This is a genomic window from Kaistella solincola (assembly GCF_000812875.1).
Taxonomy (GTDB): domain Bacteria; phylum Bacteroidota; class Bacteroidia; order Flavobacteriales; family Weeksellaceae; genus Kaistella; species Kaistella solincola.
The window spans coordinates 425,109-450,580 of the sequence record NZ_JSYK01000002.1 but is presented as its reverse complement, the minus strand read 5'-3'; the positions used below and the strand labels follow the sequence as shown (position 1 = coordinate 450,580).

General features: G+C 39.5%; 25 protein-coding genes. 11 read left to right on the top strand and 14 right to left on the bottom strand.

What is annotated here, in order from left to right:
• Positions 1–7: 7 nt before the first annotated feature.
• The 6 genes from OA84_RS03110 to OA84_RS03085 all read right to left on the bottom strand — a co-directional run bounded on the left by OA84_RS03110 (position 8) and on the right by OA84_RS03085 (position 6,152).
• The gene (locus OA84_RS03110; RefSeq protein ID WP_039342136.1) at positions 8–1,657 is read right to left on the bottom strand and encodes a DNA repair protein RecN; all 1,650 of its coding nucleotides are present in this window, start codon (positions 1,655–1,657) and stop codon (positions 8–10) included.
• Between the two features lie 158 nt (positions 1,658–1,815).
• Positions 1,816–2,721 carry a type IX secretion system protein PorD gene (porD, locus tag OA84_RS03105; RefSeq protein WP_039342133.1) on the bottom strand — a complete coding sequence of 302 codons (906 nt, stop codon included), beginning with the start codon at positions 2,719–2,721 and terminating at the stop codon, positions 1,816–1,818.
• Positions 2,722–2,752: 31 nt separating this feature from the next.
• Positions 2,753–3,949 (bottom strand): bifunctional phosphopantothenoylcysteine decarboxylase/phosphopantothenate--cysteine ligase CoaBC, encoded by a 1,197-nt coding sequence (gene coaBC / locus OA84_RS03100; protein ID WP_039342129.1) that lies wholly within the window; start codon positions 3,947–3,949, stop codon positions 2,753–2,755.
• Positions 3,950–4,080: 131 nt separating this feature from the next.
• The gene (locus tag OA84_RS03095; protein ID WP_039342126.1) at positions 4,081–4,404 is read right to left on the bottom strand and encodes a DNA-directed RNA polymerase subunit omega; all 324 of its coding nucleotides are present in this window, start codon (positions 4,402–4,404) and stop codon (positions 4,081–4,083) included.
• A 53-nt stretch (positions 4,405–4,457) separates the two neighbouring features.
• Positions 4,458–5,420 carry an outer membrane protein assembly factor BamD gene (bamD, locus tag OA84_RS03090; protein WP_039342124.1) on the bottom strand — a complete coding sequence of 321 codons (963 nt, stop codon included), beginning with the start codon at positions 5,418–5,420 and terminating at the stop codon, positions 4,458–4,460.
• Between the two features lie 102 nt (positions 5,421–5,522).
• On the bottom strand, positions 5,523–6,152 hold the full coding sequence (locus OA84_RS03085; RefSeq protein WP_039342122.1) for a TetR/AcrR family transcriptional regulator: 630 nt from the start codon (positions 6,150–6,152) through the stop codon (positions 5,523–5,525).
• A gap of 78 nt (positions 6,153–6,230) precedes the next feature.
• Between OA84_RS03085 and OA84_RS03080 the strand changes: the two genes are divergently transcribed.
• The 4 genes from OA84_RS03080 to OA84_RS03065 all read left to right on the top strand — a co-directional run bounded on the left by OA84_RS03080 (position 6,231) and on the right by OA84_RS03065 (position 8,674).
• Entirely contained in the window at positions 6,231–6,866 is a 636-nt protein-coding gene (locus tag OA84_RS03080) for a TatD family hydrolase (protein WP_039342119.1), read from the top strand.
• Entirely contained in the window at positions 6,863–7,591 is a 729-nt protein-coding gene (locus OA84_RS03075; RefSeq protein WP_039342116.1) for a tRNA threonylcarbamoyladenosine dehydratase, read from the top strand. The genes OA84_RS03080 and OA84_RS03075 overlap by 4 nt, the downstream gene beginning before the upstream one ends.
• Entirely contained in the window at positions 7,584–7,964 is a 381-nt protein-coding gene (gene rnpA, locus OA84_RS03070; RefSeq protein WP_039342113.1) for a ribonuclease P protein component, read from the top strand. The genes OA84_RS03075 and rnpA overlap by 8 nt, the downstream gene beginning before the upstream one ends.
• A 62-nt stretch (positions 7,965–8,026) precedes the next feature.
• A complete protein-coding gene (locus OA84_RS03065) occupies positions 8,027–8,674 on the top strand; it encodes a DUF4126 domain-containing protein (protein WP_039342110.1) in 648 nt (215 codons plus the stop codon).
• A gap of 34 nt (positions 8,675–8,708) precedes the next feature.
• Here OA84_RS03065 and OA84_RS03060 read toward each other — a convergent pair whose 3' ends face one another.
• From OA84_RS03060 to OA84_RS03025, 8 genes are all read right to left on the bottom strand, one after another.
• Positions 8,709–10,559, bottom strand: coding sequence for a putative sodium/potassium/calcium exchanger (locus tag OA84_RS03060; RefSeq protein ID WP_039342107.1), 1,851 nt, complete (start codon positions 10,557–10,559; stop codon positions 8,709–8,711).
• Between the two features lies 1 nt (position 10,560).
• Complete coding sequence (locus OA84_RS03055; protein WP_052252081.1) at positions 10,561–11,109, bottom strand: LptE family protein; 549 nt, start codon at positions 11,107–11,109, stop codon at positions 10,561–10,563.
• On the bottom strand, positions 11,109–12,389 hold the full coding sequence (locus tag OA84_RS03050) for a sigma-54 interaction domain-containing protein (protein WP_039342724.1): 1,281 nt from the start codon (positions 12,387–12,389) through the stop codon (positions 11,109–11,111). Before OA84_RS03050 ends, OA84_RS03055 begins: the two co-directional genes overlap by 1 nt.
• Positions 12,390–12,596: 207 nt before the next feature.
• Positions 12,597–14,036, bottom strand: coding sequence for a tRNA (N6-isopentenyl adenosine(37)-C2)-methylthiotransferase MiaB (gene miaB / locus OA84_RS03045; protein WP_039342105.1), 1,440 nt, complete (start codon positions 14,034–14,036; stop codon positions 12,597–12,599).
• 91 nt (positions 14,037–14,127) lie between these two features.
• Entirely contained in the window at positions 14,128–14,850 is a 723-nt protein-coding gene (locus OA84_RS03040) for an energy transducer TonB (RefSeq protein WP_039342103.1), read from the bottom strand.
• A gap of 207 nt (positions 14,851–15,057) precedes the next feature.
• Positions 15,058–16,257, bottom strand: coding sequence for a diaminopimelate decarboxylase (gene lysA / locus OA84_RS03035; protein ID WP_039342101.1), 1,200 nt, complete (start codon positions 16,255–16,257; stop codon positions 15,058–15,060).
• Between the two features lie 208 nt (positions 16,258–16,465).
• Positions 16,466–17,692, bottom strand: a complete 1,227-nt coding sequence (locus OA84_RS03030) for a 3'-5' exonuclease (RefSeq protein ID WP_039342099.1) — start codon at positions 17,690–17,692, stop codon at positions 16,466–16,468.
• Between the two features lie 18 nt (positions 17,693–17,710).
• Positions 17,711–19,237, bottom strand: a complete 1,527-nt coding sequence (locus tag OA84_RS03025; RefSeq protein WP_039342096.1) for a helicase HerA-like domain-containing protein — start codon at positions 19,235–19,237, stop codon at positions 17,711–17,713.
• Between the two features lie 133 nt (positions 19,238–19,370).
• On the opposite strand from OA84_RS03025, the gene OA84_RS11130 reads away from it, so the two are divergent.
• From OA84_RS11130 to OA84_RS02990, 7 genes are all read left to right on the top strand, one after another.
• Positions 19,371–19,733: a hypothetical protein gene (locus OA84_RS11130; protein WP_052252080.1), complete on the top strand. Its 363-nt coding sequence runs from the start codon at positions 19,371–19,373 to the stop codon at positions 19,731–19,733.
• Between the two features lie 98 nt (positions 19,734–19,831).
• Positions 19,832–20,692, top strand: coding sequence for a FixH family protein (locus tag OA84_RS03015; RefSeq protein ID WP_052252079.1), 861 nt, complete (start codon positions 19,832–19,834; stop codon positions 20,690–20,692).
• 120 nt (positions 20,693–20,812) lie between these two features.
• Positions 20,813–22,801: a TonB-dependent receptor plug domain-containing protein gene (locus OA84_RS03010; protein ID WP_039342094.1), complete on the top strand. Its 1,989-nt coding sequence runs from the start codon at positions 20,813–20,815 to the stop codon at positions 22,799–22,801.
• Between the two features lie 157 nt (positions 22,802–22,958).
• Complete coding sequence (locus OA84_RS03005) at positions 22,959–23,345, top strand: putative periplasmic lipoprotein (protein ID WP_039342092.1); 387 nt, start codon at positions 22,959–22,961, stop codon at positions 23,343–23,345.
• A gap of 51 nt (positions 23,346–23,396) precedes the next feature.
• Complete coding sequence (locus OA84_RS03000) at positions 23,397–24,800, top strand: MBL fold metallo-hydrolase (RefSeq protein WP_039342089.1); 1,404 nt, start codon at positions 23,397–23,399, stop codon at positions 24,798–24,800.
• 5 nt (positions 24,801–24,805) lie between these two features.
• A complete protein-coding gene (locus OA84_RS02995; protein ID WP_039342716.1) occupies positions 24,806–25,174 on the top strand; it encodes a rhodanese-like domain-containing protein in 369 nt (122 codons plus the stop codon).
• Positions 25,171–25,470 carry a cupin domain-containing protein gene (locus OA84_RS02990; protein WP_039342086.1) on the top strand — a complete coding sequence of 100 codons (300 nt, stop codon included), beginning with the start codon at positions 25,171–25,173 and terminating at the stop codon, positions 25,468–25,470. Before OA84_RS02995 ends, OA84_RS02990 begins: the two co-directional genes overlap by 4 nt.
• The last annotated feature ends 2 nt before the right edge of the window (positions 25,471–25,472 follow it).

The window sequence follows — 25,472 nt, the reverse complement described above, 5'->3', positions numbered from 1 at the left end:
TTACAGTTTACTTCATTAATTCGCGCGCCTGTGCAACGGCAGCTTCGGTAATTTGCGCGCCTGAAAGAAGTTGCGCAATTTCCTGAAGTTTTTCCTCTTCGTTGAGGCGAATAATGGTCGATTGGGTTTTCCCGGAAATTTCCCGCTTGATCACCTTATAATTGCTGTTTCCTTTTGCAGCTACCTGCGCAAGGTGGCTGATGATAATGAGCTGCATATTTTCCGACATTTCTTTCATTACGTTGCCGATTTCTTCTGCAACTTTTCCGGAAACTCCGGTGTCGATTTCATCTAAAATCAATGTTGGCAATTCGGTGTTTTCAGCCATTAATTTTTTAATGGAAAGCATCACGCGCGATCTTTCACCACCGGAAATTGCGGTTTGAATCGGTTTTAAAGGAAAACCGGAATTCGCCTGAAATAAAAGCTGAATACTTTCTTTTCCGCGCGGCGTAAAGTTTTCTAAATCGGTTAACTGAACTTCGATTTTGGCTTTTTCTAAACCTAATTGATGCAGCAGTTTTTCTATTTTATTAATGAAATCCGGAATTGTTTTTTTACGATTTTTGGACAATTCAGCGGCTAATTTTTCTAACTGAATTTTCTTCTTTGAAATTTCGGTTTCAAGTGTAGAAATTGTCACTTCCAAATCCGCGAAACCGTTTTGTTCCAAGAAAAGCTGGTCGCGAATTGCCTGTAATTCTTCTACAGAATTTACTTTGTGTTTCAGGAACAGCGAATTTATCTTGTTCAGCTGATTTCCCAGTTCAAAAATAACTTCCGGATCGGTTTCCATCTGTTCCGCCAGATTTTGAAGATCGAAAAGCACATCTTTGAATTCAACAAAAGTTTCCTCAAAACGCGCGCTGATTTTAGAAAATTCGTGCGAAAGACCGGCAATTTTTCCGAGTTTGGTTTTTACATCCAACAGCGAATCCAGAACACCAATTTCTTCCTGATCCATTTTATTGAAAATTAAAGAAAGATTTTCTACTATCGCTTCTGCATTTTCCTGTTTTGAAAGTTGGTTCTGGACTTCTTCCAAATCAAATTCATCCAGATTTACCTCATTTAACTCAGTGAGTAAAAATGCTTTGTAATCGTTTTCTTTATTGCCTTCAGCAAGTTGGTTTTTAAAAATATCGAGCTCTTTTGCCCATTTTTTATAAATTTCAAATTCTTTCTGATAATTGAAAACCAAGGTTTTGTTTTTCGAAAGTCCGTCAATCATTTGAAACTGATATTCCTGATCGAAGAGATTTGAAGTTTCGAACTGCGAATGAATATCAATAAGCTTTTCGGACAGTTTTTTCAGCGTTTCCAAAGTCACGGGAACATCGTTTACAAAAGCGCGCGATTTTCCGGTTGGTAAAATTTCCCGTCGGATGACCGTATTTTTTTCAAAATCCAGGTCGTTTTCCTCGAAAAAATTCCGAAAATTTTCAGTCACTACAAATTCTGCTTCTGCAATACTTTTGCTTTCAGAATTCTGCAGCACTTTTACATCGGCTCTTTCGCCCAAAATCAAGCGTAAAGCGCCGAGAATAATGGATTTTCCTGCGCCGGTTTCGCCCGTAATTACCTGTAAACCTTGGTCTAAAGTAATTTCAAGAGAATCTATAAGCGCGAAGTTTTTAATGAAAATCCGTGATAGCATAGTTTAAATAGCAATTTTGAAATCTGAAATTCAGAATGCGAATTTACGATATTAAAAAACACCGTCAAACCGCAAAAAATACGGAAACAGCTACAATAATGCCAATTGTAAAAAATTTTTAAACCAAAAAATTTGGGCAAAATAAGCGGTAATTTTTGCTATTTCCACTTACTCCATTTGGTGTCAATATCTTTTGGTGATAGTGTGGTGAAAAGCGCTTTAAGTTCCGCCATATTAATTCCGGGGTTAGTTCCGGTGTTGAAAATACTGAAAATTTCCTGTGTTTTGGTGTCGATAAAAATGCTCACCGGATAATTCATCTGAAAATTATCTTCGTACACTTTCAGCTGCAGCAAAGCATCGGCAATAATTTTTTTCGCGGGTGTTTGGTCCTGTTTTCCCAGATTATCCAATCCCGCGCGGTGATACGTATAAAAAACATTTCGAAGGGTATTTTGCTCAGGTTTCAAAATATTATCAATTAATGTTGCTCGTGTTCTCGGACCTTCCAGCAGCGACCAGCCGGCAAAGTTTTGGTTTTGAGAATTGTTTGAGATTTTCAGCGCTTTTTCAAACCATTCCTGGCCGCCACGTGCGCGAAAACTGTCGCCGTCGTAACCCAAAATCGTGTAAACATAAAAGCTCACCACATCGATGAGGTTTTTACCGGAAAACTGTCTTTCATTGAAAACCAGGTTTTCATTTTCGGTATAATCGAATGTGAAATTGGTGTCGTTCAGGTTTAAAAGCGGCGTTTCGTAAGTCGTGTTAAAAACCGGGCGAACGGCCTGCACCACGATGCTTCCTTTAAAATTGCTGTTTCCGGGTCTTTCTGTTATCACGATGGAAAAATTACATTTAATCTTTTCGAAGTTCTGTAATTTTTTGCCGGTCCAGCTGGTATTGTTGATGAAGTCGCGCAGACTTTTTTCTAAAGTTTGAAAAACCTGCGTGTTACTGCCGGCAATTTGCTGAGAATTCACCTGAACGTTCGCCAGAATTTCCTGCGAAAAGCTGAGGTGAAATGCAAAAAAAAGACTTAAAAATGTAAAAGATTTCTTCATTTGTAAAATTTGAAACGGAAATTTCGGTGTATTATTTCACCAGCTGTTTTTCCACGAAATTCAGGAGATCTTTGGCGACTTCTTTTTTTGATTTTAATGAAAATTCCAGAAGCGAATCGCTGGTTAAAATTTTAATTTTATTTGTAGTTCCCTGAAAACCTGCACCTTTGTCGCGCAGCGAATTCAATACAATCATATCCAGATTTTTTTTCAGCAGTTTTACTTTGGCATTTTCTTCTTCATTTTCGGTTTCCAAAGCAAAACCCACCAAAAACTGGTTTCTTTTCCGCTCACCCATCGTTTTCAGAATATCCGGATTTTTCACCAGTTCAAGCGTTAAAAAATCTTCTTTCTTTTTTATTTTTTCGGAAGCGATGTCTTTCGGCGCGTAATCTGCCACGGCTGCGCTTGCAATTGCAATGTCCACATGTTCGTAAAACTCAAAAACTTTCGAAAACATTTCCTTCGCAGATTTTACCCGGTAAACGGCTATATTTTCGTGATTTGTATTTTCAGCGCTCGGTCCGGAAATCAAAATGACTTTTGCGCCACGCTTCGCTGCTTCTTCGGCAATTGCAAAACCCATTTTTCCCGACGAATGATTGCCGATAAACCTTACGGGATCGATCTGTTCATGCGTCGGTCCGGCCGTAATCAGCACAGTTTTTCCGGCTAAAGTTTTTTTAGCATTAAAGAATTCTTCAATAATTTGTGAAATGGTTTCCGGTTCCGCCATTCTACCCTGACCGGAAAGTCCGCTCGCCAATTCGCCAAATTCCGCAGGAATAACGTGATGCCCGAAATCTTCCGCCAATTCCAAATTCTGCTTTGTTGATGGATGCTGATACATATCTAAATCCATTGCAGGCGCGATGAAAACAGGACATTTTGCAGACATATACGTTGCTAAAACCAGGCTGTCACACATGCCGTGCACCATTTTAGCCAAAGTGTTCGCGGTGCATGGTGCCATTAAAATAACATCCGCCCACAAAGCCAGTTCCACATGATTGTTCCATGTGCCGTTTTCAGAATAAAAATCACTGAAAACCGGCTTTTTTGATAGTGTGGAAAGTGTAAGTTTAGAAACGAAATTTTCCGCCGACGGCGTCATCAGAACCTGAACTTCAGCACCTTTTTTTATAAAATCCCGAACGAGATACGTGATTTTATAGGCAGCAATGCCGCCGGAAATGCAAATGAGAATATTTTTGCCCTGAAGTGTCATGAACTCAATTTTAAGGTGAAACGAATTTACTTAAATTTTGTCAAACAAAAGCCCGGCAGTCCGAAGTGGCGTAAAGAAAAAGCCACAAACCGAAGCGGCTTGTGACTTTATAATAATTAAGAAATAAATAATTAGTTTCTGTCTTCTGTTTTTCTGTAGTAAATCTCGTCATCTAACCATTCTCTGATGGCAATTGACGTTGGTTTTGGAAGCTTTTCATAATGTTTGGAGATTTCAATCTGTTCTTTATTTTCGAAAACTTCTTCCAAAGTAGAGTTGTGCACCGCAAATTCATCCAGTTTATTGTGAAGTTCAGAGCGGATTTCAGCGTTGATTTGTTCTGCTCTTTTGCCCATCACCACAATCGCTTCATAGATAGAACCTACATTTTGTTCAATTTTATCCCGGTCGTAAGTAATTGTACTTAATTCGGCTTTAGAATCTTTTACGCTCATTTTCAGTTGGTTGTTATATTTAGAGTTTGCAAATATACGTATTATCTTTGAATTTAAAAAGATGGCGCGGCTACGGCATTAGCAGCACTTGCGCTATCTTTTTTCATTTCACGCGCTTTTTTTTCGGCGTCGCGGCGGTCTTTTTCCGCGTTTTGCTGAGCTTCGGCTTCTTTTTGTTTCTCAGCGAGTTCTATTTTTCTGGCTTCTACTTTTTTCTCCACTTCAGCAAAATTTTCTTTTTCTTTCTGAAGTTTAGCGCGAAGGTCAGCTGCAGTTTTAGACAGTTCGCTGTCCGGCATTTCGCGTTCTACCTGTTTTGCAAAAGTGCTGGCTTCTTCCAGCCGGTCTTTTTTCAAGTCGTAGATAGAATTTACAGCCAGTTCATATTTCGATTTCAAAATATAATCGTAGATTTTTGTGCGAAGCTTTGTACTTGGAAAATCATTTAAAACATTTTCAAAAGCTGTGCTTGATGCTTTATAATCCGCCATTTTAAAATATTGTCTGGCGTTTTCGTAGGCTTTAAATTCCAATTTATACGTCAGCTCATCAATAAGTTCGTTGATGTTTTTAGATTTTTCAGAATTCGGATAATTGTTCAGGAAATTTTGCATTTCATTAATCGCGAGTTCAGTGTTACTTTGATCCAGATTATAATCCAGACTTCCTTCATAATAGCAAAGCGCAGACATATATGCAGCGTCTTCTACTCGTGGATCCTGCGGGAAAGTAACAGCAAAATTCTTGAACTGGTGACCGGCCAATTTGTAATTTTTATCGTAATAATTGGCGTAAGCAGAATTATAAACCACATTCGGCGCGTCGTCTGTACCCGCAACCAGATTCGAAAGTCTTTCGTATAAAACAAGCGCGTCTGCCCACTTTTTGTTGGCAAAGTTTTCGTTCGCTACTTTTAGAATATAATCTTTATCTGCACTTTTCAGCGCCAGTTCCTGCTGTTTGTTACAGGCAGCTAAGGCGATAAAGGCAAGAAACAGGATCAGGTATTTTTTCATAAATAAAATATGGCAGAAATTATAAGTTCTAATTTCCGCGGTTCAGTGTGCAAAAATATAACTTTTTTGTCAATAGATTTTTTTTTATGATAATTTAACTAATTAATTGGTTGTTTGATAGCCCAAAAGCGAAAACACCGTTACCAGCAAGTTTGCCAGCACTTTTTTTTCGGCATCTTCCAGGTAATTTTCTTCGTCGCCGGTAACATACATTTCGTAGAAATTTTTATTGCGGATGACGAACAGCGATGAACCGACAATTAAGGTTAAAATATCTTCCGGTTTTGGTGCATTATGAAATACGCCGCTTGCAACACCTTTTTTTATGACACCATCAATTTTTGCCGTAAAAGTGTTGTAAAATTCCAGTAAATCGTCTTTCAAATGCTCGGTATGACGCAGTTCCTGAGTGACGAAACCATGAAAATAATTAAATTTAAATAGCTGATTTACCACATATTTTATAAGCTCTTTCATCTGCATTTCCGGTTTTCCATCACGGATGATTTCTGCAAATTCTGCAAAGCTTTCCCGGGTTTTCTGAACGCGGAAGCGATACAGATAAGACATCATCTTTTCCTTCGAACCAAAATAATACGAAATCATCGCGACATTAATGTTCGCGCTCGTGGAAATATCCCGAACGGAGGTTCCTTCAAATCCTTTTTTTGCGATGAGTTTTTCCGCAACATTAAGAATATGAATCTGTTTATCAGTAAATTTTTTTTTCATCAGGTGTAGTTTCGAGTAAAGTTAGGGAATTTTAAAACAACCGTTTAATACAATTAAGCTAAATTTATACTTTTAAACATGGAATTTTTTGATTTTCACCACCATCAGCCGGAGAAAAAAAACGGCATTTATAACCTGAATTTTCTCGAAACTACCACTGAAAATTATTTTTCGGCCGGAATTCATCCAAACAAAAGCGAAAATATTTCAGAAGAAAATCTGCTTTGGTTAGAAGAAATAGCGCAGCACAAAAACTGCGTCGCAATCGGTGAATGTGGTTTAGACGGTTTAATAAATATTCCACGTGAAAACCAGGAAAAAATATTTAAATTTCAAATTAACCTCGCTAATAAAATCCGCAAACCATTAATTATACATTGCGTCCGTAGATATTCGCAAGTGGTTTCGCTGCTGAAAAATGCCGAAGTCCCCGTAATTTTTCACGGATATAACAGGAAAAAAAGCATTGGCGAAGAGCTTTTGAAACAGGAATTTTATTTAAGTTTTGGTAAATCGGTTTTGCATGATGTAAATTTGCAGCAGTTTGTAGAAGATTTTCCACTGGAAAAAACTTTTCTTGAAACAGATTCAGCTGATTTTAATCTCGAAATGCTTTATTTAAAAGTTGCTAAACTGAAAAATTTGCTCTTACAAGACCTAAAAAATCAGATTTATCAAAATCTAAAAATTTTTAATATTCCCGACATTTTATGAAAAAAGACTGGCTGGAGCGCACCGAGCTCTTGATTACCGAAGACGGCATAACGAAGCTGAAAAATGCCAACTGTTTGGTTGTTGGTTTGGGAGGTGTCGGTTCCTTTGCGGCAGAATTTTTAGCGCGCGCAGGTGTCGGAAAAATGACGATTGTTGACGGCGACGTGGTGGATCTTACCAATATCAACCGCCAACTTCCGGCTTTGCAGTCCACGGTGGGAAAATCTAAGGTTGAATTGGTAGGGGACCGGCTTTTGGACATCAATCCGGAACTGAAACTTACCAGAAAAAACCAGTTCCTGAATCCCGAAGACATGGAAAATATTTTCAATGATCAGGATTTCGATTATGTTTTGGATTGCATCGACAGCGTTTCACCGAAAATCAATTTAATTAAAAGTGCGCGGCGCAAAAAAGTAAAGATCGTAAGCTGTATGGGCGCAGGCGGAAAATTAGATCCTTCGAAAGTTTTGGTTCGCGACATTCACAAAACGCAAAGTTGCTTTTTGGCAAAGCAAGTTCGGAAACGCCTGAAAAAAGAAAATATAGACAAAGGCGTGCGCTGCGTTTTCTCAACCGAAATTCAGGATGAAAACAGCTTGAAATTAACGGACGGCACCAATTACAAACGTTCATTTTACGGAACCATTTCTTATATTCCAGCACTTTTCGGGCTTTACGCCGCAGCTGAAGTCATTAAATATCTGATTAAAAAAGATGAGTGAATTTAGCTATCCGAAAGCCGAAAAATTAAAACAGAAAAAAGAAATTGATCTACTTTTTCAAAAAGGGAAGTGGACAACTTCAGAAAATTTACGCATTATAACCCTGAATTTTGACCAAAGACCACAAGAAGGTTTTGCTTATACCACGCAGAAAGTCGGTGTTTCAGTTTCTAAAAGATATTTCAAAAAAGCCGTGGACCGTAATCGTGTTAAAAGATTGTTGCGCGAAGCTTACCGCTTAAACAAAGAAGAATTTATAGCGAAATTTGGCAAAAATTCCATTTCTATGATTTTCTGGATTTCACCTAAAAAACCTGAGGATTTCAAAACGCTCGAAAACAACTTTTTGAAGTTGTGCAGCAGCGCAAAATAATCAGCGTTTTCACCAGCCGATTTTTGTAAATTTGAGTTTCAGTAATTTCAAAAATCACCCAAATGTTAGATAATATTCCGTATTTACCGTATGTTCTCAGCGCTTTTATGGGAATAGGCTTAGCGGCTGCCACAGGTTTCCGCGTCTTTTTGCCGATGTTCGCCGTAAGTTTAGCTTCCTTTATGGGCTGGATTCCGGTTAACGAGAATTTTGCGTGGCTCGGCGGTCTGCCGGTTTTAATTACCACCGCAATTGCCACTGTCGTAGAAATTTTAGCGTATTACATTCCGTTTGTGGACCACATTTTAGATACGATGTCGGTGCCGATGGCCACCATCGCGGGTTCCATTATGTTTGCAAGTCAGTTTGCTGATGTCGGCACGTTTCCGCAATGGGCTCTGGCGCTTATCGCGGGTGGCGGAACGGCGGCCGCGATAAGTTCAGGTTTTGCCGGAACGCGCGCGGCATCAACAGCAACTACGGGCGGCTTTGGAAATTCTGTCGTTGCAACTACGGAAACCGCAGGCGCCGGTGTCATGTCTTTTCTTGCAATGGCAGCACCCATTATCGCCTTTATCATCACCATTTTGCTGATTATTACAGTGATTATTTTAGGAAGAAAACTTTGGCGAAAACTTCAGGGTTTTAGGCGGCAGCAACCTGCAACAACTATTGATGTTGAAGCGATTGACCGCAAGCATCTGGAATAAAAAAAACCTGCAAAAAGCAGGTTTTTTTTCGTTTTTACTTTTGTCTCAAAGTTTTAATCTCCTTAATTTTTTCCTCAAAATAAGCCGTTTTATCCGGATATTTTTCGGTGAGAACAAAATAAGCTTTAATCGCTTTCGCGTACAGTTTCTGTTCTACATAAAGGTTTGCCAGCGTTTCGGTCATCAGATGCGAAATGTCGTCCGTGCGTTCTTTGATGACAAAATCAGATTCTTCTTTCAGCTTCGAAATTTTCGGCTCTTTTTCGATGAAATTTTCAATGACTTTATTTTTGATTTCAGTGATTGAAATTTCATCAGCTTTTGGTTGCGCTTCGCTTCGGTCGATTTTCAGCCATCTTTGCCAGGTATTGATAAAACTCGGCACGTTACTTTCTACCGGTTTTTCAGCGGTTTTTTCAGTTTCTATTTCCGCTTTAGGTTCCTCAGTTTCAACTTCAGCTTCAGGTTTTTTCGCTTCTGTTTCGATGTTTTCTTCAAGTTCAGCTTGAACGGTTTCTGTCTGGATTTCTGGTTTTGATTCAGCAAACTCAGTATTTTGTGCAAATCTTTTTTTAATTAAAGCATCCGGCGTGTTGCTGGAAAACGACATTGGTTTCCAAACTGAAGGTGTTTCCGGCATTTCCTCTGCTGTTCCCGAGGGAGATTTTTTCGGTGCTGTATCGATGTTTTTTTCTGAATTTATTAATTCATCTTCTGAACTTTTTCCCGCTGAAACTTCGAAGGACTGTGCTTCCGAAAAGTTTACCTCAGCAATCTGCTTTTCGTCTTCCGCTGTGGAATTTTTCGGTGTTAAATCCGTATTTTTTTCGGAATTTTCATTTTCTTCATCAGAAGTTTTTTCCGCTGAAACTTCGAAAGCTTGCGTTTCGGAAAAGTTTAAATCCGAGTTTTGAGAAATTTCCTCTGATTCTTCCGTTTTCCTTTTTTTGGAAGCTTTCATTTTCGCCTCAACTTCTGCAATAAGTTTTTGCATTTCTTCCTCATGCTTATTCAGAGCGGGTTTCGGCGGTTCAGTTATTAACTTTTCCGGCTTCGGCGCTTCAATTTTCACTTCCGGTAAAAATTCATCCAAACCATGAAAACTGAGTTTTTCAGCATCTTTAATTTCTTCTTTCTGCGCTGAAATTTCTTCCTCGTGAATGATTTTTTCTTTGCTGAAATTTTCAGCATCCAAACTTTTAAATTCCGGCTCCGAATCATTTTCAAAAATATCCTGCTTTTCGCCTGTTTTTTCCGGAATTTCTGAAATGGTTTCTATTTCTAAATTTGAAGTTAAATCCAAAGATTCGAATTTTTCGGCCTTTATTTCGGGTATTTTTTCGGTTTTAATTTCTTCAACCGGAACTTCGTTTTCGAGATTTGAAACCGGCTTAGAAGTTTCTTCCTCTTCAAACATTACAACTTTTCCCGCTTCCAAAGTTGCTTCCAAATCAATGTGCGGATTTTCACGCGTCAGGAAATCTTCTTCACCTGGAAATAAAATGCGGTTCAGTTCACCGTTCACATAAACTTTCGCCAGCGGTTCGACTTCTTTCGAAGCAACTGCGGTATATTTTTCGTGCGGCTTTTCTACTGAAATTTCCTTTTCTTCCACTGAATTAAATTCAGAATCTAAACTTTCTGCTTTTTCTTCTTTTTTTGAATTGATGAGTTGGTACAGAATTTTTTTATCGGTGGTGTAAGCGGCGGTTATCGAAAGTTCATTGTCGTAATTTTCTGCATCCAACCGATGCGTGCCGAGCAAATGTAAAGCCCGCAAACTCTGCAAATATGGATGCGTTGAAATTTCTTTCTTCAGCAAATCCAGGTCGGTAAGCTGTATTAATTCAGGGTTTCTCGCTATTTGTAATATTCGTCCGTTCATCTTACCAGTTCGCTACAATGTCATTAAAAATTTTATTGATGATTCTTTCATTCACCAATTTTACCTGCGATGCTTCGATCGCGTTGATGTCCAGGTCGCTGCTGAAAACCGCTTCGTCGGAATAAGTTCTGTCAAAACTTTTTTCAGGCTCGATTTTGTTTTCATAATGCACTTTTACCACGATTGTCAGCTTGTTTTGCGCCGCCTGAATGTTTCCGCCCGGTGCATTTATGGAGCTTGAAATGGTGGTTGGCGTGATGGAATAATCGGTAATTTCACCTTCAATTAAAATGTCCGGTCTGTCCGTCGTTCCTTTTAAAGTCGTTCGCTGCAAAAACCGATTTTGTATCGCGGTGGAAAATTCCTGCGATAGCGAGGCGTTCATCAGCGGCGCATTATTGGGAAATGTACGAATATCGATGGTTTTCGTGTCTGCGCTTAAAGAGGAGCCGGTGAAACTGTAACAGCTCGCCAACAAAAAAAGTGACAGAAAACAGAACAATTTTAGGCCACTGTTTGAAGTAATTTTTTCGATTTGAAAGTTATTCATCAGTCTTCTAAATTGTATTGTTTAATTTTCCGATAGAGCGTACGCTGCGAAATTCCCAGTTCATCGGCCGCTTTATTTCGTCTTCCTTTATGTTTGTCTAAAGCTCGCACAATCAGTTCTCTTTCGTTGTTTTGAAGTGAAAGCGAATCTGCTTTAGTTTCTTCGATTTCGATGTCTTCCACATCATCATAATTTTCGTCGGAATCTGACATCATCGAGGAATTTTGGTAAGAATTCGCGTTTTTATTTTCAAAATACAGCAGTGAATTCGGATTTTGTGAAGAATTATCCGGCGTGAAAACGCGGTTGATGAGGTTTTTTTCCTGATGACTTAAATCGCCGTTTCCACGGTTTTTGATGAGTTCTGAAGTTAATGATTTTAAATCATTCAGATCGTTCCGCATGTCAAAAAGGATTTTGTACATAATTTCACGCTCCGAATGAAATTCATTTGGTGAAACGCCACCACCTTTTTGAATAACCGCCGGAAGTTGCGACTGGAACGGAATATATTCTTCCAGTTTTTTAGCATCAACCGTACGTTCTTTTTCTACCACGGTCATTTGTTCCACCAAATTCCGCAGCTGACGCACATTTCCGGGAAAGGCATAATTTTCCAAATAATTTACCGCGCTGTCGGTAAGCTCTAATTCGGGCATCCTGTATTTTTCAGCAAAATCGATGGCGAATTTTCGGAAAAGCAGGTGAATGTCGCCTTTTCTTTCGCGCAAAGCCGGCATATCAATTTGCACGGTATTCAAACGGTAATATAAATCTTCACGAAATCTTCCGTCATTGATGGCTTTCAGCATATTTACGTTCGTTGCAGCAACAATTCTGACATTGGTTTTCTGAATTTGAGACGAACCCACTTTCATAAATTCACCGCTTTCTAAAACACGAAGTAAACGAACCTGCGTCTGAACTGGCAACTCACCAACTTCATCGAGGAAAATTGTACCGCCGTCTGCGACTTCGAAATATCCTTTTCTGGTGGAAGTTGCGCCGGTAAAAGCGCCTTTTTCGTGGCCGAAAAGTTCAGAATCAATGGTGCCTTCCGGTATTGCGCCACAGTTTACAACGATATATGGCTGATGTTTTCTGCGCGATTCGCCGTGAATGATTTTCGGGATAAATTCTTTCCCAACACCACTTTCACCCATCACCAAAACAGAAATGTCAGTAGGCGCAACCTGAATGGCTTTTTGCAGCGCACGGTTCAAAACCGGATAATTTCCGATAATTCCGAAACGCGTTTTTATAGATTGTAATTCTGTCATTTTTTGCTTGTGTTCTATTTTAAGAAAATATGCCGAAAAAGCGGCTAAAAAATAAAAAACATGCTGCTTTAACAGCAAATTTTTAAATATTCAAATACTGCAGTCCGACTTGAACGGATGCCAAAGCATCGGAAGGAGTGGAAGGCGGAAACGCTTTCTAAAAAAAATTAAAATTTAGCGTTCGACGAAGTCAAAAAGCTGCTCAAATTATTCCACAACCGTTGTCCCCAAAAGTGTTCCCTGCGTATTGCCGTGAACAAAAACGGTCACAAAGTCTCCTAATTTCTGACCTTCCAGTTTGTCAAATACGCAAACAGCGTTTTGCGAATTTCGGCCTTTCCATTGGTTTTCATTTTTTCGGGAAGTTCCTTCAATCAAAACTTCGTGGGTTCTACCCACGTAACCCTGCATTCTTTTTCGGGAAAGTTCGCCCTGCAAGGCAATAACTTCCGCGAGTCTTCTTTGCTTAACATCGGCGGGAACATCATCTTCCATTTTCTTTTCCGCCGGCGTTCCCGGTCTTTCAGAATAAGCGAACATATAGCCGTAATCGTACTCCACTTCACGCATCAGGCTTAAAGTCAGCTGGTGATCTTCCTCAGTTTCACCACAGAATCCGATGATCATATCCTGAGAAAAAGACATTTCCGGAATGAGTTCTTTTGCGGTATTTATCAATGACAGATATTCCGCACGCGTATGCTGACGGTTCATTTTTTCGAGCATTCTGTCGCTGCCGCTTTGAACCGGAAGATGAACATATTTGCAGATATTGTCGTATTTCGCCATAACCTGGAAAACATCGGTGCTCATATCATGCGGGTTGGAAGTTGAAAAACGGATTCGCATTTTTGGAACTGCCAGGGCAACCATTTCCATAAGCTGCGCAAAATTAATCGCGGTTAACTGCTGAATTTCGCTGGCTTTTTTAAAATCTTTTTTCGCGCCGCCACCAAACCAAAGATAAGAATCTACGTTTTGGCCGAGCAGCGTAACTTCTTTGTAACCACTGTTCCAAAGTTCTTTACATTCTTCGATAATCGAGTGCGGATCGCGGCTGCGCTCACGGCCACGCGTAAATGGAACTACGCAGAACGTACACATATTGTCGCAACCCCGCGTAATGGTAACAAAAGCCGTAACGCCATTCCCGCCCAAACGCACCGGACTGATGTCGGCATACGTTTCTTCTTTGGACAAAATCACGTTGATGGCATCGCGGCCGCCTTCGGTTTCTTTCAACAAATTTGGAAGATCTCTGTACGCATCGGGACCGACCACCAAATCAACCAGATGTTCTTCTTCCAGAAACTTGGTTTTTAAACGTTCTGCCATGCAGCCTAAAACTCCGACAGTTAAATTCGGTTTTTCTTTTTTCAGGTTTTTAAACTGGGAAAGGCGCATGCGGACGGTTTGTTCCGCTTTTTCGCGGATGGAACAGGTATTTAATAAGATTAAATCGGCTTCTTCCACCTGTAAAGTGGTGTTATAACCTTGCTCATTCAGAATGGAAGCAACAATTTCTGAATCAGAGAAATTCATCTGACAGCCGTAGCTTTCTAAGAATAATTTTTTAGTATTCTGAGGTTTTTCCGCAATTGCGAAAGCTTCGCCCTGCTTGGTTTCGTCTATATATTTTTCCTGCACTTTTGTATAAATTTTTGGTTTTGAATTTTGGATTTAAAATTCAAAATGTAAGTGCAAAGATAAGAATTTCTATGACAGAATGGCAGCGAATTTATTGTATTGCGAAGGCTAAAGGCAATTTGAATTTCGATCTGATGGGAACACCGTTGATATTTGCAGGTGTCCATTTGCTTCTGATGGTTGAAATGCTTTTAATTACCATATCATCAAAAGTTTTCAGACCGGACGATTCAGCCAATTCCACATTGCTCATTTTTCCATCGCTTTCTATGTTGAAAGTCACCACGAGTCTGAACGTTCTCTCAATATTAAAACCATTTAAATCAACACTTTGGAAAACTTTTTTTCTGAAATTATTGATACCGCCCTGGTAGCTTGCGTCTTGCGTATCAAAAAATGGATCATAGCCGGGCCGTAAATTTTGAAAAAGCTGAGACGGCACAATCCAAAAACCATATATTGCGCCCACTTTTTTCCCGTCAACCACAGGCGGATTCCAGCCGGTCAGGTGTTTTGCCACCGTTTTCGTTAATTCAAAAGTACATTTGTTTTTCTCCTGCATTTCCACATCATCGGTTTTTAAATATTTCACCGTGCTGTCCGGATAAACCACGAAGCGAAAGAAAAATGCTTCATCTTTATTTGCACACGGCTCCAGTTTTTTATCAACCAAAACCTGATGGAAGTCTTTATAGAACTGCACATCACCTCCGATGTAGCTTTGCTGACCTTCCGGATAACTTTCGTAAATGTCCTGCGAATAAGCATTTGAAAAAGTGAAAAGCGAAAAAAGAAGTAGAAATTTTATTTTCATTGACGATATATTTAAGTGATCAGGAAAAATGTATTTGCTTTTAAATTTAAATTCAAAAAATTCCGCCTTTTAACGGGAAATTTTTATGAATTAGCTTTGGGTTTAAATATAAAAAACTTTGCAGCAAGTGCAAAGTTTTTATTTTCAATTTCGGCGCTTTACTTTAATTAAAATTAAAAAAAAAGCATGTTTTTGCACCGAATTTTTTTAAATAACTTCAATCTGGTTTTTCAGCAAATCATCAAATTCTTCTCTTTTTCGGATGAGGTGAGCTTTTCCATCTAAATAAAGGACTTCCGCCGGTTTTAAACGTGAATTGAAATTCGAGCTCATTTCAAAACCATAAGCGCCCGCGTTGCGGAAAACCAAAATATCGCCTTCGCGAACTTCGTGTAATTTTCGGTCCCAGGCAAAAGTATCGGTTTCGCAGATATTTCCGACCACGGTATAAATTCGTTCCGCGCCTTTCGGGTTCGAAAGATTTTCAATGATGTGGTAAGAATCGTAAAACATCGGACGGATCAGGTGGTTAAATCCGGAATTAATTCCCACAAAAACGGTGGCTGTAGTTTGCTTAATCACGTTTGATTTCACCACGAAATGTCCGCTGGTGCTCACCAAATATTTTCCCGGTTCAAACCAAAGCTGAAATTTTCTGCCGGTTTCTTTGTGATAATCTGTCAAAGCTTTTTCCACTTTTCGGCCCAAAGCTTTCACATCGGTTTCCAGGTCGCCGTCCTGATACGGAACTTTGAAACCGCTTCCCATGTCGACGTATTTTAAATCCGGAAAATGTTCCGCCAGTTCAAACATTATTTCCAGGCCTTGTAGAAAAACATCCGCATCTTTAATTTCGCTTCCAGTGTGCATGTGAAGGCCCTCCACCAAAAGGTTTGTAGATTTCATCACGCGTTCTATATGTCGAAGCTGGTGAATGGAAATCCCGAATTTTGAGTCGATATGACCGGTAGAAATTTTGTGGTTTCCGCCCGCGTAAATATGCGGATTGATGCGGACAAAAATCGGATAAGAATTGCCAAACTTGTTTCCAAACTGTTCCAGAATCGAAATATTATCGATGTTGATGTGAACTTTCAGCGCCATGGCTTCTTCAATTTCCTTCAAATCCACACAGTTCGGCGTGAAGAGAATTTTGTCATTAGAAAATCCGGCTTTTAAACCTAATTTCACCTCGTTAATCGAAACACAGTCCAGGTTTGCGCCGAGGTTTTTAATATATTTTAAAATATTAATGTTTGTAAGCGCTTTCGCCGCATAAAAAAATCGCGTGCTTTTGTGAAAAGAGGAGGTGAGTTTTTCGTATTGCATTTTAATGCTTTCCGCATCGTAAACATACACCGGCGTGCCGAATTCTTCCGCAATTTTCAGTAAGATTTTATCAGTCATAAATTAATTTTTGAATTAAAAAAGCAGACCCCGAAAAGAGTCTGCTTTACAATATTGTTAAAAAACATGAGCTCTTAATCCACCAAAATTTGCTTAGAGAAAAACTTCTTTCCCTTTGCGCTAACCTGTTTGGAAGATTTAAGAATCAACATTTTATTTTTGCTAAATTTTTGACAAAAATATATTTTTTAATTTAAATCTGAACAATTTATTTTTCCGGAAGCGGAATAATTTCAAAATCTCCCCGTAAAAGGCCCAATTTTAAATCATTTTCAAAATCATCAACCTTGAAATCGATAGCGATTTTGTTGCTCGAAAGTTTTGCTAAAGAATCGATTTGGGTGAAAAGTTCGAAGAAACCATACGCTGAAAGTTTTCCTTCTTCAAAAATTAAAAATGATTTTTCACCCAAAACACGTCCCGCAGAAATCCAAAGTGGATTTTTTAGCCCTATTTCAAGCAAATTTTTCAATTCTTCAGGATTTGAAAATTCTGCTTTTGTTTTGATGAAACTTACGGCTTTGCTGCCTTGCGTAAAAGATTTAAACTGTAAAAATGGTTCAACACTCAGTTGATTGGTGATTTTATCCGCGAAATATCGGCCGTTTTTATGATAAAGTCCGAACGGCAGCGCCTCGGTTTTTTTTAAACCTTTCGTGCGCATCATGAGTTTCGCCAGAATATCGCTTCCGGTAAATTCATAATGAACCTGCACGGTCTTTTCCTGTATAGGACGCCATTTTTTTGAAGTTGCATTAAAAATTATTTTCGCAGATTTATTCAGATCATCTACAAAATCGCTGAAAATAATTTTTCCTTTTTCATCCTGAAAATAAAGGATTCCTTTTTCGCCGGGCAAATCCTGCGTTAAATCGCGGATTTTATTCGGATAAGTTTTCGCGTTCAGCTCGTCGTGATGCTGCTGAATGATTTCCGAATCTTTATCTTTAATCATCAAAAGCTTGAAAAGTTCCAAAGTTGCGCGCGCGTCGCCCGAAGCGCGGTGCTGGTCAACGAGCGGAATTCCGAGCGATTTTACAAGTTTTCCGAGCGAATAACTTTCCGCGGTTGGAATCAGTTTTTTAGCGAGCGGAATGGTGTCTAGAGTATTGATTTTGAATTCGTAACCTAATCTGCGAAATTCCTGTCTGAGCATTCGGTAATCAAATTCAATATTATGACCGACCAACGTGGTGTTCTGCGTAATTTCTACCACGCGCTTCGCAATTTCATGAAATTTCGGCGCTGTAAGCACCATTTTTGGCGAAATTTTGGTGAGTTTCTGCACGAAAGGTGTAATCGGACCATCGGGATTTACCAAAGAAATAAACTGATCAACTATTTGATGACCATCGTATTTGTAAACTGCAATTTCAATAATGCTTTCCTGCCTGAAACCTGCGCCGTTACTTTCTATATCGATTACTGAATACAATTTTTTTTCTGTCTTAAATTATCTTTTTCTTCCGCCTAAACCGAACATTCCCAAAACAAATTTTGCGCCTTCGCGCGCGAGTGTCGTCGTAAAAGTTCGTCCCGCTCGGGATTTCATCACACTTTCAAAAACTCCGGGCTCTTCTTTCACCGGCTTTGTTTTCACGGTGACCGGTGCTTCTTTTACCGCCTGTTCCATTCTGCTGGTCAGCATTTCGTAAGCGGAATCTTTATTTAAATCATTTTCGTATTTCGCCACCAAAGCCGAACGGCTTGTGAGATCCGCGATTTCTGCAGCGTTAAGAATATCCATTCTTGATTCCGGCGAAATCAGAAAAGTATGAACCAAAGGCGTCGGAATTCCTTTTTCGTCTAAAGCCGTGATAAAAGCTTCGCCAATTCCGAGATTCTGAATTAATTCTTTTGAATTATAAAACTCGGTAATCGGGTAATTTTCTACAGCTTTTGAAATTTCTTTCCGGTCTTTCGCCGTGAATCCGCGCAGCGCGTGCTGAATTTTTAAACCCAACTGCGAAAGTACGTTTTCCGGAACGTCGCCGGGAATTTGGGTGATAAAATAAATTCCGACTCCTTTGGAACGGATTAATTTCACCATAGTTTCAATCTGGCTTAAAAGTGTTTTCGATGCTTCTTTGAAAATGAGATGCGCTTCATCGATGAATAAAACCAGTTTTGGTTTTCCCGAATCGCCTTCTTCCGGTAAAGTCATATAAATTTCCGCGAACAGCGAAAGCATGAAAGTTGAAAATAACTGCGGTTTACTCTGGATATTATCAACCCTCAAAATATTCACGACTCCTTTGCCATTTTTTTGCTGAATCAAATCGTGGATGTCAAAACTCGGTTCACCGAAAAATTCCGCGGCGCCCTGCTGTTCCATCGCGACGATAGACCGTAAAATTGCGCCCAAAGAAGCAGAAGAAATGGAGCCGTAATTATTCGTTAAATCAGCTTTTCCCTGCGGATTATCGGTCACATATTGCAGTACTTTTTTCAGGTCATCCAAATCAACGAGGGGCAAGCCTTTGTCATCACAATATTTAAAAACGATGGAAATGATGCTTTGTTGCGTATCATTCAATTCTAAAATTTTGGAAAGTAAAATCGGTCCGAACTCCGTTACCGTGGCACGAAGTTTTACGCCCGGCGCGCCGGAAATCGTCATTAATTCCACCGGAAAAGCCTGCGGTTCGTACGGGAGTTGGGTTTTCGCGTAGCGCTCTTTGATGATGTCATTTTCTGTCCCTCTTTCTGCAATTCCGGAAAAATCACCTTTAATATCAAGCACCAGCGACGGAATTCCAGCATGTGAAAGTTGTTCCGCGAAAACCTGTACCGTTTTGGTTTTTCCGGTTCCTGTGGCGCCTGCAATCAGCCCGTGGCGGTTGATGGTTTTCAGTGGCAGCGTCACATTCACTTCGGGAATTACTTCGCCGTCCAGCATGCCTTTTCCTAAGGTAATAAACTCGCCTTTCGGCGTGTACCGCGCGGAAAGTTCAGCTATAAATTTCGCTTTATCTGCCATTTTTTTTATTTTTCAATTGTTAAAGATAAAAAATATTACAGAGTTAATTCGGTCAGTTACCAAAACTAGGAGTAAGAGTGCTGATGAAAGTCATTTTTTAATTCAGAGCATTTAGTCTTAAATTTGCTCTATCATGAAACCGGCAATAAGCTTACTTCTTTCAATCATTATTTTCGGCGCAAGTTTCGGCGATGGTTTGTTTATGCTGGACTATAAAATCAACCGGGATTTTTATGAAATTTATTGCGTCAATAAAGCCAAGCCGGAAATGGATTGCCACGGAAAATGTCAAATGAAAAAAAATGGCGAAAAAACGGCTAATTTTTTCAGTTTGGTGAAATACTCTTTTGAGTTCAATATTTTACCGGCTAAAGTGGCTTATTTTTCTATTGCTAAAGAGCCGCGCTTTGTGACAATAATTTCCATCTTCTCTTACCACGACGGTTTTCTCCCGGAAATTATTCTGGGAATATTGCCGCATCCGCCGCAAATATAACATCAACATCCGTTTTTTCATTGCTTATAAAATAAGCAGCTATTTTCTTTTTATTAAAGAAAACGGCTTTCCCTAATGTTATATTAAAAGCTTTCAAAATGAATTTTTCCTTTAAAAATATTTTTGCCTTTCTGGCATTGGCTTTTCTTGTTCTCTCGTGTCGGACTTCAGATTCCGATGAAATAATTCCAACCACAAACACCGAGCTCAACGGCTTTCTTAAAATCAAAGAAATCACCAACGATACACATATTATTGAACTCTATTCCAAAACCGGAACCACGCAATTGGGCTATAATGATTTGAAACTTCGCTTTAAAAACAAAGCAACTAATCAGTACGAAACACCGGCGAATGTAAAATGGACACCGCTGATGAACATGATGAATATGACACATTCTTGTCCGAAATCTGAATTGCAGAATACATTGAAAGACGCGACAATTTATGGCGGTTATATGGTTTTTCAAATGCCGGAAAATAATATGGAATTCTGGAATTTAAAAATCGACTATTCGATTGGAACTGCAGATTTTTCTGCAACTGGAAATTTGTCTGTTCCAGCTTCAACCAAAAAAACAGTGAATGTAATTGTTGGAAGTGATAATGTGAAATATATCGTGGCTTACGTTGAGCCAATTTCACCAAAAGTGGCGACAAATGACGTGACAATCGGTGTCTGGAAAATGCAGGACATGATGAGTTATCCTGTGGCAGAAGGTCTCAGCGTGAAACTCGATCCGCGCATGCCGGGAATGGGAAATCACAGTTCACCGAACAATGTCGCAGCAACACAATCAGCCGCCGGCGGACTTTACAAAGGAAAAATATCTTTAACAATGACCGGTTACTGGAAAATTAATTTACAGTTGCTGAATCAAAGTGGAGTAGTGCTAAAAGGTGAAGATGTGACAGACGCTAATCCTGCGAGCTCTCTATTTTTTGAACTTGATTTCTAAAATTTAGAACACACTTTTTACAAAACTAATCTTTTCGTTGAATTAAAATGCGGGAATTTATTTCCTGCTTTAGAAGCATTTTTTTCAAAAATTACAGCGGAAAGTTATACGACATTTCCTATGAAAAATTTAATTTTTTTGCCCTGTTTTGCCCTTTTTTCTTTAAATATAAATGCGCAGCTGCAGCTGGATTCCGGCAATATTCACCACATTCAGGAAGTAATTGTTATTAGCACTGCGAAACTTTCCGCTAAAGAAAATAAACCTTTGGGTTCTATTGATGAATATTTGCAGAAATCGGCGAAAGTAGATATGATAAAACGCGGCGCGTATGCCTGGGAACCGCTGATTAACGGTTTGCCCACAGAAAGAACTTTGGTAACCATCGATGGAATGCGGATTTTCGGTGCGTGTACCGACAAAATGGATCCAATCACGTCTTATGTGGAAATTTCGAATTTGCAGGAAGCTGAAATCAGTTCGGGGCAGGGCGGTGCGTGCCACGGAAACACCATCGGCGGCGCGATTGACCTGAAAAGAAATAAATCGGTATTCGGTAAAGAGCAGTGGAATTTCAACCTGAATACCGGTTTTGAAACGGTAAATTCTCAGAAAATTTTTGGTACCGGAGTGAAATATAAATCCGCGAAATTTTACAGCGATGTCAATTTCATGTTGCGCGATGCTGAAAATTATAAAGCCGGAAATAACCAGGAAATTCCATACTCGCAGTTTAAAAAAATGAATATATCTGCCATTTCAGGCGCAAAAATAGCAGAAAATAAGCTGCTTGAAGCTTCAATAATTTATGACAAAGCAACCGATGTCGGTTACCCGGCGTTGCCAATGGATGTTTCACTTGCGGAAGCGCTCATTACTTCGTTGAAATTCCAGGTTTTACCGCAAAGCGATTTTCTGAAAAGTTGGGAAACAAAGATTTATTTCAATACCGTCACCCACCGCATGGACGATACAAAAAGACCGGAGACGCAAATTCACATGGATATGCCGGGCTGGAGCACCACCGTTGGTTATTATTCGCAACTAAAATTCGCTGCTAAACAGCACAATTTTCTGTTAAACGGTACCGGATATTACAATAAATCACGCGCGGAAATGACGATGTATCCAAATGACAAAAGCGAAAGACTGATGTTTATGCTGACCTGGCCGGAGGTGAGAACACTTTCGCAAGCGGTTTTTCTGGAAGATAAATTTAAAGTCAGTGAAAATTCAAACCTAAAAATTTCGGCATCTGCGACATTGCATCAAAACAAAGTCGAAAGCGATTTTGGATTAAGCAGCCTGCAGATTTTTTATCCCGAAATGAATGCCGAAAAAACCCGCTTTCTAAAAAGTTTAGCTGCAAATTACAATTTCGAAAAAAATGGCTTTGAAGCCGGTTTTGGCTTGGGTTATGGCGACCGCGCGCCGTCTGTTTCCGAAGGTTACGGTTTCTATCTTTTTAACAGTTTCGAGAAATACGATTATATTGGCAACCCAAGTTTGAGAAATGAATCTTCGCTCGAAGCTAACGCCTTTTTAGGTGTAAAACAGAAAAATTATAAACTTAAACTGGCGTCATCTTATTTCAAAATCTCCAATTATATCGTCGGAAATATTGTGCAAGGTCTGGTTCCGATGACGATCGGCGCGCGCGGTGTAAAAAAATATTCCGCTCTGGAAAATGCCGACATTTTTAATATCAGCTTAAATGCGGATTTTCAGCTTTCGGAACTTATAAATTGGAATTCGCAAATCGTTTATCTGCGTGGAAAAGACAGCGAAGGTGAAAATCTGCCGTTTATGAGTCCGCTCAGCTATCAGAGTTCGCTGCGGTTTGAGCGAAATAGATTTTCTTCCGAAGTTTCCGTTTTCGGAAATTCAAAACACAGAAACTTTGCTGCAAAATATGGCGAAAATGAAACGCCCGCGTATTTTATTGTAAATCTAAACGCGGGCTACAATTTCAACTTTGGAAAAACAAAATTATTTGCGAAAGCCGGTGTTGAAAATTTATTCAACCGATATTACACTTCTTACGCGGACTGGAACCATTTGCCGCGCCCCGGACGAAATTTTTATTTGAATTTAAACTTCAGTCTTTAGCTGCGCAAGGTCATAAAGTATTGCGGCAAATTTTAAGTAAATTTGTAAAAATTAAAGCTAAAACATTAAAACGGAAAAAAATCAAAAAAAACCTGCTTTTAAGGCCGAATTTTTTCTGTTGCTTTTAAACCAAAAATGATTTTTTTAAAATATTAAAATGAAAAAACTAATAATTGCAGCAGTTGCTTTCACGCTTTTCATGGCTTGCCAAAAAAATGAGCGGGTTAATACGGAAAATAATTCCACCGTTGCAGCCAGCGATCCGACAGAGGAAAGTCTTATGCAGGACGCGGTAGAGCTGGAAAATTCTAAGGGCGAAAAGTTGAAAGTGACGTATTTTGCACAGGGAAACGACGTTGCCATGAAAATGGAAAAGGAAGGTGAACCGGAGCAGATTTTGGTTGCGAAAAAAATATCCAGCAAAGGTGAACCTGTTTTCACCAACGAGAAATGGATGTGGGAAGGCAAGATCGGGACCGGTGGAAAATTGTCTGATGCTGAAGGAAACAGCATTGAATATCTTGAAATCCCGAAAACCGACTAAAAAATTACCGATTATTTCGGGTAAAAATCTCAAATTTTAAAAACAAAAATGATGAAGGTAGAACAAATTTATACAGGCTGTCTGGCGCAGGGCGCATATTATATCGTTTCCGAAAAAGAGGCGGTGATCATTGATCCGCTGCGCGAAACGAAACCTTATCTGGACCGTTTGGAAAAAGATGAGGTAAAATTGAAATATATTTTTGAGACGCATTTTCATGCAGATTTTGTCTCCGGTCACGTGGATCTTTCAAGGAAAACAGGCGCTCCAATTATTTATGGACCGACAGCAACACCGCATTTCGAGGCGATAATTGCAACCGACGGACAGATTTTTGAAGTTGGAAAGGTGAAAATTAAAGTTTTGCACACTCCGGGTCACACCATGGAAAGTTCCACTTTTCTGCTCATCGATGAAAATGAAAAGGAAAATGCAATTTTCAGTGGAGACACGTTGTTTTTGGGCGACGTCGGCAGACCGGATCTGGCGCAAAAAGCCGGCAGCATCACGCAGGAAGATTTAGCCGGAATTTTATACGAAAGTCTGCAGCAAAAAATTATTCCGCTTCCGGACGATATTTTGGTGTATCCGGCGCATGGTGCGGGTTCTGCATGCGGAAAAAACATGCAAAAAGAAACTGTAGACACGCTGGGAAATCAGAAGAAAACAAATTACGCGCTTAATCAGCCAAATAAAGAAGCTTTTATTGCCGAAGTTTTAGACGGTTTGGCGCCGCCACCGAAATATTTCGGGATGAATGTCGCCATGAATAAAGGTGGTTACGAAGATTTCGATTCCATTTTAGAAAAAGGAAAACAGCCGCTTTCACCGGAAGAATTTGAGAATGTTGCTGAAGATTCCGGAGCTCTAATTTTGGATACAAGAAGTGCTGCACACTTCCACAAAGGTTATGTGCCAAACTCAATAAATATCGGTTTAAAAGGCGATTTTGCGCCGTGGGTTGGTGCCATGATCGTTGATGTTGCGCAGCCAATTCTTTTGGTTACCGAAGTTGGTGCCGAAGAAGAATCAATCACCAGATTAGCGCGGGTAGGTTTTGATCATGTAATTGGTTATCTGCAAGGTGGTTTTGAATCCTGGGAGAAATCCGGGAAAGAAATAGACAAGGTTAAAAGGATTTCAGCAGAAACTTTTGCAGAAGAATTTTCGGAAAAATCGGTCGTCTTAGACGTCAGAAAACCATCGGAATATGAAGCGGAACATGTAAATGAAGCCTTCAGCAAACCATTGGTTGAAATTAATGACTGGGCGCTTACCATTAATCCAAATGAACATTTTTACGTTCACTGCGCGGGAGGATACCGCAGCATGATTGCCGCTAGTATTTTAAATTCCCGCGGAATCCGCAATTTTACCGAGATTGAAGGTGGTTTTTCCAAGATTAAAGAAACCAAAGTTCCGAAAAGCAATTTTGTCTGCCAATCTAAAATTTAATGAAGATGAAAAAGTTAGTGTTATTGATGATGATATCCGCATTTGTGGCATCATGTCAAACTCAAAAAGCAGTAGTGTCAAATGCCGACAGAACTGAAATTAAACCAATGGTTTTGGACTCCGAAACCGTTTTGGTAGATGTAAGAGTTCCGGAACAGTTCGAGAAGAAAAGCGCTGAGGGCGCAATAAATATTCCTCTGGCGGAACTTCAAAACAACCTCGGTTTGCTGAAAGGTAAAAACGTGGTGGTTTTTTGCAATTCCGGGAGACAAGCCGGTGAAGCTGTAGAAATTTTGAAAAAAAACGGCGTGAACACCGTGTACAACGCGAAAACATTAAACAACGTAGAAGCCATTAAAAACGAAAAGAAATGACGAATATATCAGAAAATATCACTTACAGCAGCGAAAAAGCAAATGTTTTTTCGATAAAAAAGACCGACAAACTGAAATATTTTGCGGTTGCTTTAGGTAAAAACGGCGTTTTAAAAAAGCATACAGCGCCGGTCCCTTCAACTTTGGTGGTATTAAAAGGTGAAATAAATTTCGTGATGGAAAATGAGCAGTTTCATTTTCGCCAGTTTGATGTGTACGAAATTCCGGTTGGTGTAGAACACGAAGTTACCGGACTTTCCGCGGAAAATTTATTTACCGTAGCGCAGGAATTGTAATG